This window comes from Halopseudomonas salina (assembly GCF_008641105.1).
The window spans coordinates 407,574-423,258 of the sequence record NZ_VTTI01000002.1 but is presented as its reverse complement, the minus strand read 5'-3'; the positions used below and the strand labels follow the sequence as shown (position 1 = coordinate 423,258).

Here is a 15,685-nt window from a genome sequence, read left to right as displayed (position 1 = left end):
AGCCAGTCGAATCGCCATGTCCTACGATATAAGTCAGTTACGCAAGTTCGTTACGCCGGAGATTATCTTTGGTGCCGGCGCGCGCAAGACCGTCGCCAACTACGCCTCCACCTTTGGCGCTAAAAAGGTCTTGCTGGTCTCCGATCCTGGCGTACAGGCTGCCGGGTGGCTCGCGGATGTCGAGCAGAGCCTGCAGGAGCAGAGTATTGATTACGTGCTCTTCACCCAGGTATCCGCCAATCCACGTGTCGAAGAGATCATGCTCGGCGCCGAGGTGTATCGAGCCGCCGGTTGCAACGTGATTGTTGCCGTAGGCGGCGGCAGCCCCATGGATTGTGCCAAGGCAATCGGCATCGTGGTGGCGCATGATCGGCACATTCTCACCTTCGAGGGCGTCGACACCATACGCGCGCCCATCCCGCCGCTGATCATGGTGCCGACCACGGCCGGAACCTCGGCCGACGTGTCGCAGTTCGTGATCATTTCCAACCAGCAGGAGAAGGTAAAGTTTTCCATCATCAGTAAGGCCGTGGTCCCGGATGTGTCGCTGATCGATCCGGAAACCACCTCGACCATGGACCCGTTTCTGTCCGCCTGTACCGGAGTCGATGCACTGGTTCATGCGATTGAGGCATTCGTATCAACCGGCAGTGGTCCGATGACGGACGCCCACGCCCTGGAAGCCATGCGTCTGATCAATGGCAATCTGGTGGCGATGATCCAGAGCCCCCAGGATATTGCCCTGCGCGAAAAGATCATGCTTGGCAGCTTGCAGGCCGGACTGGCATTTTCCAACGCGATCCTTGGCGCAGTGCATGCAATGTCGCACAGTCTCGGGGGGTTTCTCGATTTGCCCCACGGACTGTGTAATGCCATCCTGGTCGAGCACGTGGTCGCATTCAACTATGCCTCGGCACCCGACCGATTCAAGGTCGTGGCTCAAACCCTGGGTATCGATACTCGCGGCCTCACAACGCCACAGATCCGGCAACGGCTGGTACAACACCTGATCGATCTGAAGAAGGCTGTGGGCTTCGAGCAGAGCCTGGCCATGCATGGCGTCAGCATGTCGGATCTTCCCATGTTATCAATGCACGCAATGCATGACCCCTGCATCCTGACCAATCCCCGTGAGTCCAGCCTCAAGGACGTCGAGGTTGTGTATGCAGAAGCCCTCTGACCCACGCCGGGAAGTACTGACGGGGTTGCTGGGGCTGGGCTCCCAGTCGTCGCGCAAGAGTTATTATCCCGAATTGCTGGCGCGACTGGAGGACCTGGAAGCCGAGCGCAATCGCTACAAATGGCTGTTCGAGAATGCGCTTCACGGTATCTTTCAGGCGGGGCTCGACCAGGGATTTCTGTCGGTCAACCGGGCCCTGGCCCGCATGCTCGGCTATCCCGATGCACAAGCCGTGATTGCTGGCCACGACAAGGGTTGGGCAGCTGTTTTTGTTGATGGCGACCAGGAGCTCCAGGCCATCACCCGCGCGTTGTTGAGCCAGGGTGAGCTGGCCGGATACGAAACGCGCCTGGTTCGCGCCGATGGACGGCACCTGGATGTACGCATCAATATGCTGCTTCGCCCCGATGCGCAGGGGCCTGTGGTCGAGGGGTTTGTCGCCGACATCACCGAGCGCAAGAACGCCCAGGCAAGCATGCAGCGGCTGAACGAGGATCTGGAGCGGCGAGTGCAGGCGCGCACTCAGGAACTGGAAGCGTTGAATACGGATTTACGCCACCAGATTATCGAGCGTGAGAGGGTTCAACGGGCGCTGCGCGAAGCCAGGGATGCCGCTGAGCAGGCCAATACGAGCAAGGATCGTTACCTCGCTGCGGCCAGTCACGACCTGCTCCAACCGATGAATGCAGCGCGTTTGTTGATGTCGACCCTGCGTGAGCGGACATTGCCGGCAGACGAGGCGCAACTGGTCGAGCGTTCCCATTGCGCGCTGGAAAGCGCCGAGGACATGCTCACCGACCTGCTCGATATCGCCCGTCTGGATCAGAGCAACGTCAAGCCGGAGCTCGGCAACTATAGTCTTGCGGAGTTGATCGAGCCGCTGGTTGCCGAGTTTCAGGGGTTGGCCGACCTCAATGGCATCCGCTTGCGCATGCATCCCTCGGACTGCGCGGTGCATACCGATTACCGGCTGTTCAGCCGGATTTTGCGTAACCTCCTGAGTAATGCCATCCGTTATACGGATCGGGGAGGGGTGCTGATCGGGGCTCGCAGGCAGGGCGGTCGGTTGGAAATACAGGTCTGGGATACCGGGCGCGGCATACCTGTCGAGCAGTTTCGCGCGATTTTCAAGGAGTTCAATCAGCTCTCCCAGTCGGCAAATCTTCCGCAGTCAGACCTGCAGGGAAAGCGCAAAGGCGTGGGGTTGGGGCTAGCGATTGTCGAACGTATCGCCACGCTTCTGGAGGCCGGCGTGACGGTGCGCTCCAGAGTTGGCCGGGGTTCGGTATTTTCGGTCAGTGTCCCGTTGGCTACCATGGCGCCAGCCGCGCCGCTGCCCTCCGCCAGGGTTCTGGAGCAGCTTGTTGCACCGCTGCAGGGACGGCTTTTGCTGGTAATAGATAATGAACAGATCATTCTCGATAGCATGCGCGACCTGCTGGAACAGTGGGGCGCCAATGTGCGGGTGGCGGTTCACCATGAAGCCGCGCTGGAACAACTTGGCGGATCCGTCCCGGATGCGGTTCTGGTCGACTATCACCTGGATGAGGGCCGCAACGGCTGCGACGCGGTAAGTAGCTTGCGCGAGCATTGGCAGCAGGTGGTACCGGCGATCATGATCACAGCCGATCGCAGTGAGCACTGTCAGCAGACCCTCCGTGAGCTGGGTATTCCGGTGCTTGGCAAGCCATTGAAGGCAGCCAAGCTACGCGCGATGCTCGGGCAGATGCTCAAGGAGTAACCGCACCTAGTGCTTTAGTGTCACTCATTACTACTTTGGTGGCATTTGGGAATAAAAGCCCGGCTTGCGGGGTTACTCTGGGCTGCCAAGATCCGCCCAGGAGCGCTCAGTGCATTGTATTCCTCTGGCTGCCACTCCCCGCGATGGTCGTGATTATCGGCTTTATCAGCATGCCAATGGTTTGCGCTGCCTGCTGATCAGCGACCCTGAGGCCAGTCTTGCAACCTGTGTAGCCCAGGTAGACGTGGGCAGTGAAGACGAGCTAGGCGGCCATTCCGGCTTGGCCCATCTGCTGGAACACATGTTGTTCATGGGCTCCGAGGGTTATCCGCATCCCGGCTCTTTCCCCGCACTTGTGAATCGCTATGCGGGCCGTTTCAATGCCAGCACCGCGGCACAAATTACCCGCTTCTTTTTCAGCGTTGGCCCCGATGGGCTATCACCCTGTATTGAGCAGCTGGGCGACATGCTCTGCGCACCGTTGTTTGAACCCTCCCTGGTGGGTACCGAGCGTCAGGTCATAGACGCGGAATTTCATACGCGTTTGGCAGATGATGCCTTGCATCAGCAGGCAGCCATGGCTGCAGCTCTTGATCCGGCACACCCGATGAGCCGTTTCAGCGCCGGAAACGCAGTAAGCCTCACCGGCACTGACGCTGATCTGGTGCAGCACTTGCGGGGCTTTCATCAGCAGTATTATCGCGCGGCAGACATGCTTCTGGTGCTTCATGCCAAGCAAACGCCCGCAGCGTTACTCAGTTTGGCCATTGCATTTGCAGACCGGCAAATACCGGGCGGGCGACCGAAACGTTGTCGACCGCCGTTATTTGACCCCAAAAGATTGCCCTGCCGCCTTCAGCGTGAGACAGCACAGGGGTCGCCCAGATGGCAATTGGTCTATCCGCTGACCGGACTCGACTGGCTGGAGCACGACAGCAGTGGCGCGTGGTTGTGTGAGTGGATCGCCAGTCCTGGTCCCGCGGGTGCCCTGGGTTGGCTGCGTGAGTGTGGCCTGATTGCCGAACTGCATGTCCGGATTGAGGTGATGGCGGACAACCAGGCGTTGCTCTACGTCGAACTTGAACCACTACTCAAGCTGGAGAATTACCAGCAATTGCTGGATGCATGGCAGAGCTGGCTGAACTGGCTGCTGGAGGTGGACCCGCAATGCTGGCCGTTTGCAGCCAGAACCTGCCTGCTGGATCAGGCCTTTGCCCGGGGGCGCCAGGGTGACCCGGTCGAGTGGCTCAAGGATCTTGCACACCGGTTGATGCGCTTACCGGTTGACCATCTGCTTGAACCAACGGCAAACCGGCAACCCGTCAATGCCCAGCGTTGGCGGCGCCTGCTGGACCAGCTGCAGCCGACCAGACTGCTGCTTGTACAGCCGCGCCGCAATGCCACATGGACTGAGAGAACACCATGGACCGGCACCGGTTATACGCTTAGTGAACTGACATGGCGTGCGCCGGTTCTGAAAGCGCCATTACAATCTGACCAGGGGCCCGATTTCGACTGTGCGATGGGCAGCAACAACCCGATAGTCTGTATTACGCAATTGCCGGGGTTTCGGCAGCACGACTTGCCTGCTCGAGACGGCCACACCGAACACTCAGGGCAGCAGGTACAAACACGTCTGGCCTGGTGTTGGCCTATGGGGCAGAGCACCCGGGCGCAGCGGTATTTGCTGCAATCGTGCTGGGCTTTGCAGATCGAGCCCATTGCGCGCCGCGCAGAACTGTCAGGCGTCAGGATCGCCTGGCAGCAGGACGCTGGCGTGCTCAGCCTGACGCTATCAGGCCTGGCAGATGGGACGGATAGCTCTGTGCCAGGCATTCTGCGTAGCGTAATCGGTGCTATCACACAGCCCCCTGCGCCCGGCTTGCTGGACCTTGCCTGTCATCGACTTTACTGCTGGCAGGCGGAGCAGGCTGCGCAACTGCCGGCCTATCGCTGCCTGTCGGAGCTGGATGCATGGCTGCTTGCCGACGCTGCAGAGTGTGGCTTCAGTCTGGATGATCAGATGACTGCGACAACGGCATTGAATGTGTGGCGCCATCTAAGCGAGCAGGCACAACTGCTCTGGCTGAAACCCTCTGGCCTGCATGCGAGCACGCTCGACGGCTACCTCATGGCATCAGGGTTTCCGGGCCTGAAGCGGAGCTTTGGCTGGGCTGAACCTCGTCCCAGAGTATTGCAAGCAGGTATCGAGTCACTCTCTATTCCCGTGCTGGCCCCGGATAGATGCCAGTTGCTGTACTGTCAGGCGCCCAGTGGTGGTGTGCTTGAGCGCGCTGGCTGGCGGCTTCTGCAGCAACTGCTGGCCAGCCCCTTCTTTGACGATCTGCGAACCAGACAGCAACTGGGTTACTGGGTTGTAGCTCGCTATCATCCGATTTCGGGAGTACCTGGGTTATTGTTTCTGGTCCAATCTCCCAGTCATGACCACAAGCAGATAACCCGCGCAGTGGACGAGTTTCTCCTCGAGCAGCAAGAGCTGGTAGCGGCTATGCCTTTTGCCCTCATAAAGGCCCAGGCTGAGCGCCTGGCACAGGCCCTCCAGGCTCAGCAAAGCGCCGCTGACCGCATGTTTGAAGAGTGCTGGAGCACACTGCTCGGGCGTGAAGGCCAGAGTCTTGAGGCGGAGTGTGAAGTATTGCGAGGTATGCGAGCGGAGCAATGGCAGGTCGTTCAGTCGCAACTCTGGGAGAGAGCGTTGCGCCTGCGTCTGGCCAGCGAAACCAATACCAAGGTAGCGCACCAGGTACACCTGCAAAAGCACAGTAGTACCGGCGCTTTATAGGCACAACCAAAGCGCACCGGTTTTGCTCCCCAGGCACAATAGGGCCTGGCCCGCAGCTTTCCGATAATCGGCTGGACGTTCTAATCCGTCAGCCATGGATCACATCGGAGAGTAAAAATGAAAAACAAAAAATCGGTCTACCCAGTACTGACTGCCCTCGCAGCAACCATCCTGAGCGCCCCGGCCAGTGCAGCAATCACTCTGTATGACGAAGACGGCACCACCTTTTCCGCAGACGGCTACGTCAACGCCTTCTACGTTCAGACCGACACAGACAATATCAATGACACCCTGGACCGGGACCAATCCCGGGTGAAGATGGGTTTCCTGCCCAACTATATCGGTTTCAACATGGGCAAGAAGATGGACAACCTGACGATGGGTGCACGTTCGTCGTTCTGGGTCACCATCAATGATGGCGAAACCAATGGCACCAGCACCGCAATCGACGTACGGCAATTCTACGGCACCGTCGCGGGTGAATGGGGCGAGGTGTTGGTCGGCAAGGATTTCGGCTTGTTTTCCCGCTCGAACATTTTTGTTGATGAATTTCTTTCCGGTTACGGTCAGGTGAGCGACACCCTGGGCCTGGTCGATGGCGGCGGTGTGTCCTTCGGTAATATCGGTACCGGCTACCCCTATCCGTTTCCCACGGCACAGATCACTTACCGCTCTCCGATCATGAGTGGTTTCCGGGTTGCGGTCGGCATCATGGATCCTGTGGACACAACCGATGATTCCGTTGTGGGCAAGAACTACCAGGACACGCCGCGCTTTGAATCAGAGATTACCTACCAGACGCAACTGGGTGGCGTTGATTTGTTCAGCTGGGTAAACGGTATGCATCAGAAATCCGAAAATACCGACTCCACCGTTGATTCAGTCACTTCCCAGGGTCTGGGTTACGGTCTGCAGGCGAAGATGGGGAACATGTCATTGACAGCTTCGGGTTTTGACGCCGAAGGGGTCAACCCGTTTTTCACCAACAACGCTGGGGAGCCGGTTCTGCGTGAGATCGACAGCACCGGATACCTGCTGCAGGGATCCTACAAATTTGCGGACAAGACACGCGTGGCCCTGTCGTTTGGCAAGACCGAGGATGATGGCAACGGACTGGGTTTCAAGGCGGATTATGAGACTCGTGGTCTGGGTGTATTCCACAGCATCAATGACAACCTGACACTGGTTGCCGAATACAATCAGTTCGAGATAGAAAACACCACCACCAAGCAAACCATTGAGGAGACAGACACCATTGCCCTGGGTGTTGTGCTCAGCTGGTAGGTAATTTGGCAGTTCCATACACAACCGAAGCCTGGCTTCGGTTGTTTTGTTTGCGTCTTAAGGCGTGCTGAGACAGTACTCAAGTAGCATGTTGATCGACTTTACGCCTGACTAGAATCGATGTTATGGCGGATGAACCAGCCACGGAGCCTTTCATGCATCGCACAGTGACGCAGTGTTTTCTCACAGCCAGGACCTGCGTACAGGATCCTGAGCTGGCCGCTGCCGAATTGGCGGATCAGTTACGGCATCCGGGGCTTGGTTGCGTCCTGTTTTTCTGTTCTGCGGAATACTCGCTGGCGCCACTGGCCGAGGCGCTGGAGCGTGTTTTTTCCGGGGTGATGGTCATCGGCTGCACCAGCGCTGGTGAGATAACGTCCGATGGGTATGGGCGAGGTTGTATCAGTGCTGTTGGCTTTGACTCGTCCGCCTTTGCTGTGGATTGCACCCTGATTCAGGCATTGGACAATTTTACGCTGGTCGACGCGCAGTCAGCTGTTGACCAGATGCTCAGCCATTGCCGGGGTATCGGCCTTGCGCCCATCAAGGACCAGACATTTGCCCTGACCTTGCTCGACGGGCTTTCAAGCCGGGAGGAGGTGGTGCTGTCGACCCTGAGTACTGCCCTGGGCAGCATTCCCAATTTTGGTGGCTCTGCGGGTGATGATAATCACCTGAGTCATACCCATGTGTATTACCAGGGCGTCTTCCATACCGGGGCTGCAGTGGTAATCATGTTCAATACCTGGCTGGATTTCGAGGTATTCACCACGCACCACATGCAGCCGATGGAAAACAAGCTGGTTGTTACCGCGGCAGACAGCGATACGCGCACTGTTCTGGAGCTCAATGCAGAGCCTGCGGCCGAGGAATACGCACGTCTGGTCGGGGTGGCAGTAGAGGATCTGAACCTTTCCACCTTTGCTCTCAACGCTCTGGCTGTACGTATTCGTGACCAGTTCTATGTGCGCTCGATTCAAAGGGTCAATGCCGACCTGAGCTTGACCTTTTATTGCGCGGTAGACACCGGAATAGTGTTGACCGCGATGCGTCCTGGACCTCTATTGCCGGGTTTACAGGTTCAATTTGAGATATTACGTCAGCGCCTGGGCGAGCCGGTGCTGATTCTCGGCTGCGATTGCTTTCTGCGCCGCAAGGAAGCCGAGTTGCGCGGCGAAGACCAGGCGCTTTCTGCCTTTCTGGCAAGCAGCAAGGTAGTGGGATTCAATACCTACGGCGAACAATACAACGGTATGCACATCAACCAGACGTTTACCGGGGTGGCCTTTGCCCTACCTGACTGAACCGCTTGCATCCTCTCAGGAGTCTTCTGATAACGCGGAAGTGCGCAGACTGCGGGCCGAGAACAATAAGCTGCGGCGCATCAATGCGGCACTGATCGAGCGCGTGGAATCCAGTTCCAGTCAACGTACCGAAAGCTATGCGGCGTTCCAGCACTCGGTCGAACTGGCCGAGCAGGTACGGGAGCGAACCCATGCCTTGAACGAAACCATGGCTGAACTCCAGGCCAGCAATCGACTGCTGATCGATGCTCGGGCGCACGCTGAGCGCGCACACCATCACCTTTCAGATGCCATAGAAAGCGTTTCTGATGCATTAGTGTTGTTTGACAGGTACGAGCGTATCGTCCTTTTCAACAGCCGTTTTGCCGCGTTCTGGAAAGGCACGCGAGCGGAGGTCACGGCTGGAACGTCCTTGTCCGAGATCAAGCGTCTTGCGGTAAGCACTGGACTGGTAACCGAGGTCGACGCGGCAGCTGACGGTCATGTTCTGTATCAGCTGCGCGGCCAACGCTGGGTACAGGTCAGTGAGCGGCTGACCAGTGAAGGCGGCCTGGTAATAATGTACACGGATATCACCGATCTCAAGCAATCAGAAACTGCGCGACGAGAAAAGGCTCTGGCGCAGAAAACCCGGCTGCTCCAGCGCACAGTCGACAGTCTGTCCCAGGGCGTGGCAGTGATCAACGAGCAAGGCGGTATCGAGGTCTGGAATGGGCGTTTCCTTGAATTGGCCGGGCTGGCGCCAATTGAGCCCCACCGGCCTTTTGCCGAGGTGATGGATGAAAGCGAGCTGGAGTTGTTTGTTCCGGGCCGATACGGCATTTCGGGAAGCGAGCAACTGACCTGCGAGCAGCGTCTGGCCAACGGAAAGGTGCTGGAAGTGCGCACTCACCCGATGCCGACGGGCGGTTACGTCAATACCTATACTGACATTACCGAGCGTGATCTTTACGCCAAGGCCTTGCTGGAGAGCGAGCGCTGGGTCCGGCTGATTACTGATCATGTACCCGCACTGATTGCCTATGTGGGCGAGGATCTGACCTATCAGTTCACCAACAAGGTGTATGACGAGTGGTACGGTTGGCGGCGTGGCGAGAGCCAGAACAAGAGCTTGCGTCGGATTCATAGCCAGGAGCAGTTTGCGCGCTTGCAACCTTATATAGAGCGTGCATTTCAGGGCGAGAGCGTCACCTTTGAATTCGACGAATGCAACGCGGAGAATCTTGAGCGGTATCTGTTGCGATCCTATGTGCCCAACCGCGATGCGCAGGGCAAGGTGATCGGTATCTTTGTATTGATCCGCGATATCACTGAACGACGACATACCGCCGTAGCCCTGCGCGAAGCCTATCAGCACCTGGAGCAGCGTGTCCTCGAACGCACGCAGGAACTGACCGAGCTCAATACCCAACTGCGACAGGAAATCAGTGAAAGGGCCCAGGTTGAGTCACGTCTGCGGGAGGCCAAGCGTGAGGCCGAGCAGGCAAATATGTCGAAAACCAAGTTCCTGGCGGCAGTCAGTCACGACTTGCTGCAACCTCTCAATGCAGCACGTCTGTTTACCGGTGCGCTACTTGAGCATGAGGTGCCTGAGGTAAGTGCCCCGCTGATCAGGCAGGTCAGTCACTCCCTGGAGGATGTGGAAAATCTCCTGGAGACACTGGTGGATATTTCCAAGCTGGACGCCGGCGTTATCAAGCCCGATATCGCCCCTTTCAAGCTCTCTGAGCTGCTTGATAATCTGGCCAACGAGTATCGCCAGATAGCAGGCGTGGAGGGCCTTGAATTGCATTTTGTCGGCAGCGATGCGGTCGTGCGTAGTGATGCACAGTTGCTGGCGCGCATTCTCCGAAACTTTCTCACCAATGCGATTCGCTATACTCAATCCGGAAAATTGCTGCTGGGGTGTCGTCGCCAGGCCCACGGTCTGCGCATTGAAGTATGGGACACCGGTATGGGCATCCCAGAAGATAAGTTGCTCGAGATCTTCCAGGAATTCAAACGGGTAAATCCCAGCGCAAACACCCGAGACCGCGGCTTGGGCCTGGGGCTGGCAATTGTGGACAAGATTGCGCGAATGCTGGGTCACCGCATCCGTGTGCGCTCCTGGGAAGGGCGGGGTTCGGTATTTTCGGTCGATCTACCCTACGGTCAGCTGCAGACAAGGCTCGATCAACCTTCCGCAGCGCCGATGATGCAGGGGCAAAGATTGCAGGATGCCCGCGTCTGGGTGCTGGATAATGATGCATCGATCTGTGCAGCAATGCGTACGCTCCTGGAAGGGTGGGGCTGTCATGTAGTAACGGCACTGTCTGAAGAAGACCTCGCCAGCCAGGTTGACAACTTCCATGCCCACGCTGACCTGCTGATAGCCGACTACCATCTGGATAACGAGGTCAATGGAGTGGATGTGGTCGCCACTATCAACGGTAGACGGGGGCATCCACTGCCAGTGCTACTGATAACGGCAAACTACAGTAACGACCTCAAGCTTCAGGTGCGCGAGTTGGGGCATGTGCTGATGCACAAGCCCGTGAAGCCGCTGAAACTGAAGACCGCAATGGGGCACTTGCTGGCCACTCAGGCGGGCCAGCCAAGGGACGTTCAGCGTCTCAGATAGGAGCTGAAATCGACATCGCTCGCGGACAGGATTGCCTGCACGCGATTGTGTACATTGAGCTTGCGCAAGATCGCCGAGACATGAGCCTTGACGGTGGTTTCCGCAATCTCCAGGTGATAGGCAATCTGTTTGTTGGATTCGCCCTTGGCCATGCGTTCCAGAACCAGCAGTTGCTTGCGCGTCAGGGCATACAGCAGCTCAGGGGATACAGGGTGCTCCTCCGGGTGCCGGCGAGTAATCACACGATTGGAGCGGATGATGTCTGAGGGCAGGTATACATTCCCGGCCATTATCTGCTCGATGGCCCTGGTCATTTCCGCCCGTGGTGAGGACTTGGTAATAAAACCCACGGCGCCATAAGTGATCGCCTGCAACACCACCTGCTTGTCTTCCTCGGCAGAGACAATCACCACCGGAATGGAAGGCGACTCGTTACGCAGCGTGATCAAGCCGTTCAGGCCATGCATGCCAGGCATGTTCAGGTCCAACAGGATCAGATCCAGGTCGTCCTGCTCCTGGGCGATGACCAGTGCACTGTCCAGATCGTTGGTTTCAATAAGCTCCGAACCAGCGAATCCCGTCGTGATGACATTGCAGATGGCTTCACGGAATAATGGATGATCGTCGGCTATCAGTATCTTGTACATGGCCAGTTTCAACCTGTTTGTTGTTGTTTTTTTATGTTTTCGGCTCGCAGTAGAAAGCCTTCTAGTGATTTGGCATTGCTACTTGAGCATTACAACCCGTGCCGACTGTATTGCAAATGATACATTGGCACACTAAAGCAGTACTAAAGTAGTAAATTTCGTTGTCATCCTGCGCTAGTCACCCTGAGGTCGACGCCGCACCGCGGCATGTTGCGGGTTGAAAGTCATGATTGCGGCGCTGGTAATCACCATCAGTAGGACCAGACATACGACCAGCGCCTGACCATTGAGCTGCAGGTACAAGGCAAAGCGCACCAGCTCGACCGCGTGAGTGAAGGGGTTGAGGCTGCATAACCAATAGAGCCATTCACTGGACTCGCGCATTTTCCACAGCGGGTAGAGTGCCGATGAGAGAAAAAACATCGGGAAAATGACAAAGTTCATCACGCCAGCAAAGTTCTCCAGCTGACGTATGCCATTGGACAGCAACAAGCCCAGGGCACTTAGCAGCAGCGCCGCTAGCAGGAGTGCCGGGGCAGCCGCCAGCAAACCCCAGAGCGGTGGCTGAATATCAAACATCCAGGCAATCGCAAGAAACGCATAAACCTGAATCAGAGAGATCAATGCACTGGCAGCCAGTTTGCTGATCAGCAGAAAAGGTCTGGGCAGGGGGCTCATCAGGAGCACCCGCATGCTGCCTATCTCACGGTCGTAAACCATTGAGAGCGAGGCCTGCATGCCATTGAACAGAACGATCATGCAACATAGCCCAGGCAGTATGTAGGTTTCGTAAGTGATGTAGGTGGCGTAAGGCGCCATGATCGAGACACCCAGCGCTGCGCGAAAACCGGCGGCAAAGACCAGTAACCAGAGCAGTGGGCGTACCAGGGCGCTGAGAAAACGCGACCGTTGCTGATAGAAGCGCAACCACTCACGCTTGAGTACGCCGTTAAGGCAAGCCAGATAAGCTGCCGGGCTCATGCTGATGCCCCGGCGGTCTGGGTCATGTACCGGAAAGCGTCATTCAGGTTGGTGTGGCCGGTCTTGGCAATAATGCCTTCAGCGCTGCTCGCCGCCAGGACCCGCCCGCCATGCAGGACTACAACAGGGTCATTCAACGCAATTTCGTCCATAAGGTGGGTCGTCCAGACAACGGTAATCCGCTGCTCGGCGCATAGAGTACGAATATGCTGATTCAGTGCCAGACGGCTCGCAGGATCCAGGCCGGCACTGGCCTCATCAAGAAGCAGAATGCTCGGCTGATGCAACAGTGCTCGGGCAATCTCCACTCGCCTGCGGTGCCCCCCATTAAGCTCGCGTACGCGCTGGTGCTGGTGCGCCAACAATGATTGACGCATTAGCTCCTGCTCTATGAGCGGTGCTGCCGCACGGGCACTCAGGCCATGCAGGGCGGCATGGTAAGCGAGGTTCTGATGTACGCTGAGATCCAGATCCAGCGTGCTCTGCTGGAACACCACCCCGAGCTGCCGCAGTGCCTGGCGGGGCTGCCGCCGAAGTGACACCCCGCCAACCCGGATATCGCCCTGTTGCAGCCGGTATAACCGGCTGAACAAGGCTATCAGGGTACTTTTACCTGCGCCGTTGGGGCCCAGCAGGGCATTCAGCCGGCCCGTCTCGATGCCGAAGCTGACCTGGTCCAGTGCGACCTTGTCGCCAAAACTGAAGCTGACCTGATCAACTTGCAAGGCGTTCAAGGAGTGACCACCACGCCCCATGGATAGCGGCCGACCTTGATGGTATTGACTGCCTTCAACGAATCCACATCGATGACCGAGACATCTCCGCTTACACCGTTGGTGGTCAAGAGTTTGCTTTGGTCGGTATTGAACGACATGTGCCAGACGCGGCGGCCTACCAGAATGTACTCAAGCACCTCATAGGTCTTGGCGTCCACTACAGCCACATGATTGGCAGGGCCCAGAGCAACAAAGGCGTATCGGCCATCGTCACTCAGCTTGACCCCGACCGGCTGGACGCGATCCGGATGAATTCCCTTGATCGCGAACTCAATGGTATGGGTGACCTCCTTGCTGGCTACGTCGACTATCTTGACCGTACCGCCGATCTCGGCCGACGCCCAAAGCAAGCTACTGTCCTTGGTAAACTCCACATGTCGAGGGCGCTGATCTACCAGAGTATTGGCTACCAGTGTATTGGTGCTGGTATCGATCCAGTGCAGCATGTTGCTGGTTTCACTGGTATTGACGGCCCACTTGCCATCAGGACTGACGCCCATGCCCTCGGGCTCGACACCTACATCGATCTGTGCAAGCACTTCGCTGGTTTCAACGTCAACTACCGTCACCAGTGCATCATCTTCATTGGAGATATACAGCCAGCGATCGTTATGATGCAGAGCGAATTGTTCGGGGTCAGCGCCTGAAGGCAGTTCCTTGATTATCTTGCGGGTGGCCAGGTCGATGATCTGTACCCGATCCGAATCGCTGGCGCAGATATACAGCAGTTTGTTATCGCTCGAGAGCAAGACCCCGCGCGGACGCAGTCCCACATCGATGGTTTCCACTACCTGCATGCTGTCCAGGTCGATAACAGAAACGGTATTGTCTTTCTCGTTTGTAACGTAAGCCGTCTCGGCCAGGGCAGTCAGACTGAACGTGCTGGTCAACAAAGCGCCTGCAAGCAGTGACAGACTGAACTTCCTGATCGGCAGACTATGCGCGAGTACAGCAGAGGTGTGACGGCTTTTCTTGTACATGGGTACTCCAGGTTCTTGTTTTTGGGATTTTGGGTGACCGGGCCAGATTCACAGCAGCCGGCATTTGCTCTCGGGTTGGTCAAACCCCAGAGTGTCAAGATCGGTCTCGGGATGCAGAAAGCCTTCCTGTGGTGAGTTGCTTACCAGTGCGCGGGGTTGCACCAAGGGGATGGGCTGACGAAGTTGTCCGCTCCAGTCGCGATAACTCAGCTTTCTGCCTTTGAATCCGTCCAGCGGAAGATCGTCGGACAGACTCAGCGCTTTGATCGCCGCTGGATCGGTGCTATTGAGTGTGGTGACAGCTGCACCAAAGGTACGAATACCCAGCCAGGCGGCGAAGTCCAGGCTATTCATCCAGCGGCCAGCCTGGAGTTCAAAACGTTTTTGCAACTGGGCAGCGCCGAAGGTTTCGACCACTTTATGCCAGCCCAGTGGGGTGAGGCCCTGTGTGCCAGCTACTGGTCTTGGATACCAGGTGTTGTAAGGGATGTATTCACCAAAATCACCGCGCTCGTCAGCCACTACCACAACGTCATACTCGGAGGTCTGGGTAAACAGGGGGACCTCCGCCTGTGCGGTGCGGCGCAGATCGGTATCAAAACTCCAGACTTTTTCAGCCACGACTTTATGGCCGAACCGTTTGGCGGAGCGTTTCAAAGCGGCGGCATAGGCCAGGTCGTCATCCGTGGGGCCACTGATCAGCAGCCAGCGCGTGAGTTTGCGTACGGTCAGAAACTGCGCCAGCGCGTCGGTCAGCATGGCGCGGCTGGGGAGTGTATGCAGTACGTTCGGCAGGCACTGCTCAGTGCGCAGCTTGTCATCGTGACTGCCGGCGTTGATCAGCAAGCTATCAGCGGAAAACTCGTTTGCCAGCTCGGACAGCGCCTGGCTGGGCAAATTGATGACGAACAGCCTTACGCCCTGAGCATGCAGCGCTCTTGCGGCATCCAGAGTAGCCTGCAACTCCGCTTCAGCGGCGACCAGCAACTGATAGTCATGTTTCAGAAAGCGCCCAGTACTGTTGTTGTCTGCCAATGCCAACTGCGCACCCTGCAGGCCCGCATCGGGCGGTTCAGGAATGACGTTAGACATGATCGGGCCTGGGTCTGGAGTCCAGCTGACATAAGCCATATTGACCGTCAGCGTCTGGACCTGACTGCTCGTGGCCACTGCACTGGCGCTGATGACTGTCATAAAACAGAACAGGGAATACAAAACCGTTGAGCGCATGTGGACTCCTTTTATCTTGAGTCCAGCATGGAAGCTGGCAGGTGCCTGGTAAATCCGAAGAAAGTACCAATCGGCCAGTACCAAGGTACTATTCCGAGGTTTTGTTCAAACCGTACGATAGGGCGGACTGTATTAGATT

General features: G+C 57.2%; 11 protein-coding genes. 6 read left to right on the top strand and 5 right to left on the bottom strand.

Annotation, left to right across the window (positions count from 1 at the left end):
- Positions 1-16 precede the first annotated feature (16 nt).
- The 6 genes from ercA to FZF01_RS05265 all read left to right on the top strand — a co-directional run bounded on the left by ercA (position 17) and on the right by FZF01_RS05265 (position 10,932).
- On the top strand, positions 17-1,180 hold the full coding sequence (ercA, locus tag FZF01_RS05290) for an alcohol dehydrogenase-like regulatory protein ErcA (RefSeq protein ID WP_150277083.1): 1,164 nt from the start codon (positions 17-19) through the stop codon (positions 1,178-1,180).
- Positions 1,164-2,921, top strand: a complete 1,758-nt coding sequence (locus FZF01_RS05285) for a PAS domain-containing hybrid sensor histidine kinase/response regulator (protein WP_150277082.1) — start codon at positions 1,164-1,166, stop codon at positions 2,919-2,921. The genes ercA and FZF01_RS05285 overlap by 17 nt, the downstream gene beginning before the upstream one ends.
- Before the next feature lie 109 nt (positions 2,922-3,030).
- Positions 3,031-5,724 (top strand): insulinase family protein, encoded by a 2,694-nt coding sequence (locus FZF01_RS05280; RefSeq protein ID WP_188434416.1) that lies wholly within the window; start codon positions 3,031-3,033, stop codon positions 5,722-5,724.
- Positions 5,725-5,841: 117 nt separating this feature from the next.
- A complete protein-coding gene (locus FZF01_RS05275; RefSeq protein ID WP_150277080.1) occupies positions 5,842-7,008 on the top strand; it encodes a porin in 1,167 nt (388 codons plus the stop codon).
- A gap of 155 nt (positions 7,009-7,163) precedes the next feature.
- Positions 7,164-8,312 (top strand): nitric oxide-sensing protein NosP, encoded by a 1,149-nt coding sequence (nosP, locus tag FZF01_RS05270; protein ID WP_150277079.1) that lies wholly within the window; start codon positions 7,164-7,166, stop codon positions 8,310-8,312.
- Complete coding sequence (locus FZF01_RS05265) at positions 8,296-10,932, top strand: hybrid sensor histidine kinase/response regulator (RefSeq protein ID WP_373286443.1); 2,637 nt, start codon at positions 8,296-8,298, stop codon at positions 10,930-10,932. The genes nosP and FZF01_RS05265 overlap by 17 nt, the downstream gene beginning before the upstream one ends.
- Here FZF01_RS05265 and FZF01_RS05260 read toward each other — a convergent pair.
- The 5 genes from FZF01_RS05260 to FZF01_RS05240 form a co-directional block, all read right to left on the bottom strand.
- Complete coding sequence (locus tag FZF01_RS05260; RefSeq protein ID WP_150277078.1) at positions 10,917-11,579, bottom strand: response regulator; 663 nt, start codon at positions 11,577-11,579, stop codon at positions 10,917-10,919. The two genes, FZF01_RS05265 and FZF01_RS05260, sit on opposite strands and share 16 nt — an antisense overlap.
- A gap of 174 nt (positions 11,580-11,753) precedes the next feature.
- Positions 11,754-12,560: an ABC transporter permease gene (locus tag FZF01_RS05255; protein ID WP_150277077.1), complete on the bottom strand. Its 807-nt coding sequence runs from the start codon at positions 12,558-12,560 to the stop codon at positions 11,754-11,756.
- Entirely contained in the window at positions 12,557-13,294 is a 738-nt protein-coding gene (locus FZF01_RS05250; RefSeq protein WP_150277076.1) for an ABC transporter ATP-binding protein, read from the bottom strand. The genes FZF01_RS05255 and FZF01_RS05250 overlap by 4 nt, the downstream gene beginning before the upstream one ends.
- The gene (locus FZF01_RS05245) at positions 13,291-14,316 is read right to left on the bottom strand and encodes a YVTN family beta-propeller repeat protein (protein ID WP_150277075.1); all 1,026 of its coding nucleotides are present in this window, start codon (positions 14,314-14,316) and stop codon (positions 13,291-13,293) included. The genes FZF01_RS05250 and FZF01_RS05245 overlap by 4 nt, the downstream gene beginning before the upstream one ends.
- A gap of 48 nt (positions 14,317-14,364) precedes the next feature.
- Positions 14,365-15,546 carry an ABC transporter substrate-binding protein gene (locus FZF01_RS05240; protein WP_150277074.1) on the bottom strand — a complete coding sequence of 394 codons (1,182 nt, stop codon included), beginning with the start codon at positions 15,544-15,546 and terminating at the stop codon, positions 14,365-14,367.
- Positions 15,547-15,685: the final 139 nt, after the last annotated feature.

Bases quoted from the DNA above. Each gene is read 5' to 3' on its own strand.
- ercA (WP_150277083.1), top strand. From the start codon at position 17: ATGTCCTACGATATAAGTCAGTTACGCAAGTTCGTTACGCCGGAGATT.
- FZF01_RS05285 (WP_150277082.1), top strand. From the start codon at position 1,164: ATGCAGAAGCCCTCTGACCCACGCCGGGAAGTACTGACGGGGTTGCTG.
- FZF01_RS05275 (WP_150277080.1), top strand. From the start codon at position 5,842: ATGAAAAACAAAAAATCGGTCTACCCAGTACTGACTGCCCTCGCAGCA.
- nosP (WP_150277079.1), top strand. From the start codon at position 7,164: ATGCATCGCACAGTGACGCAGTGTTTTCTCACAGCCAGGACCTGCGTA.
- FZF01_RS05260 (WP_150277078.1), bottom strand. From the start codon at position 11,579: ATGTACAAGATACTGATAGCCGACGATCATCCATTATTCCGTGAAGCC.
- FZF01_RS05255 (WP_150277077.1), bottom strand. From the start codon at position 12,560: ATGAGCCCGGCAGCTTATCTGGCTTGCCTTAACGGCGTACTCAAGCGT.
- FZF01_RS05245 (WP_150277075.1), bottom strand. From the start codon at position 14,316: ATGTACAAGAAAAGCCGTCACACCTCTGCTGTACTCGCGCATAGTCTG.
- FZF01_RS05240 (WP_150277074.1), bottom strand. From the start codon at position 15,546: ATGCGCTCAACGGTTTTGTATTCCCTGTTCTGTTTTATGACAGTCATC.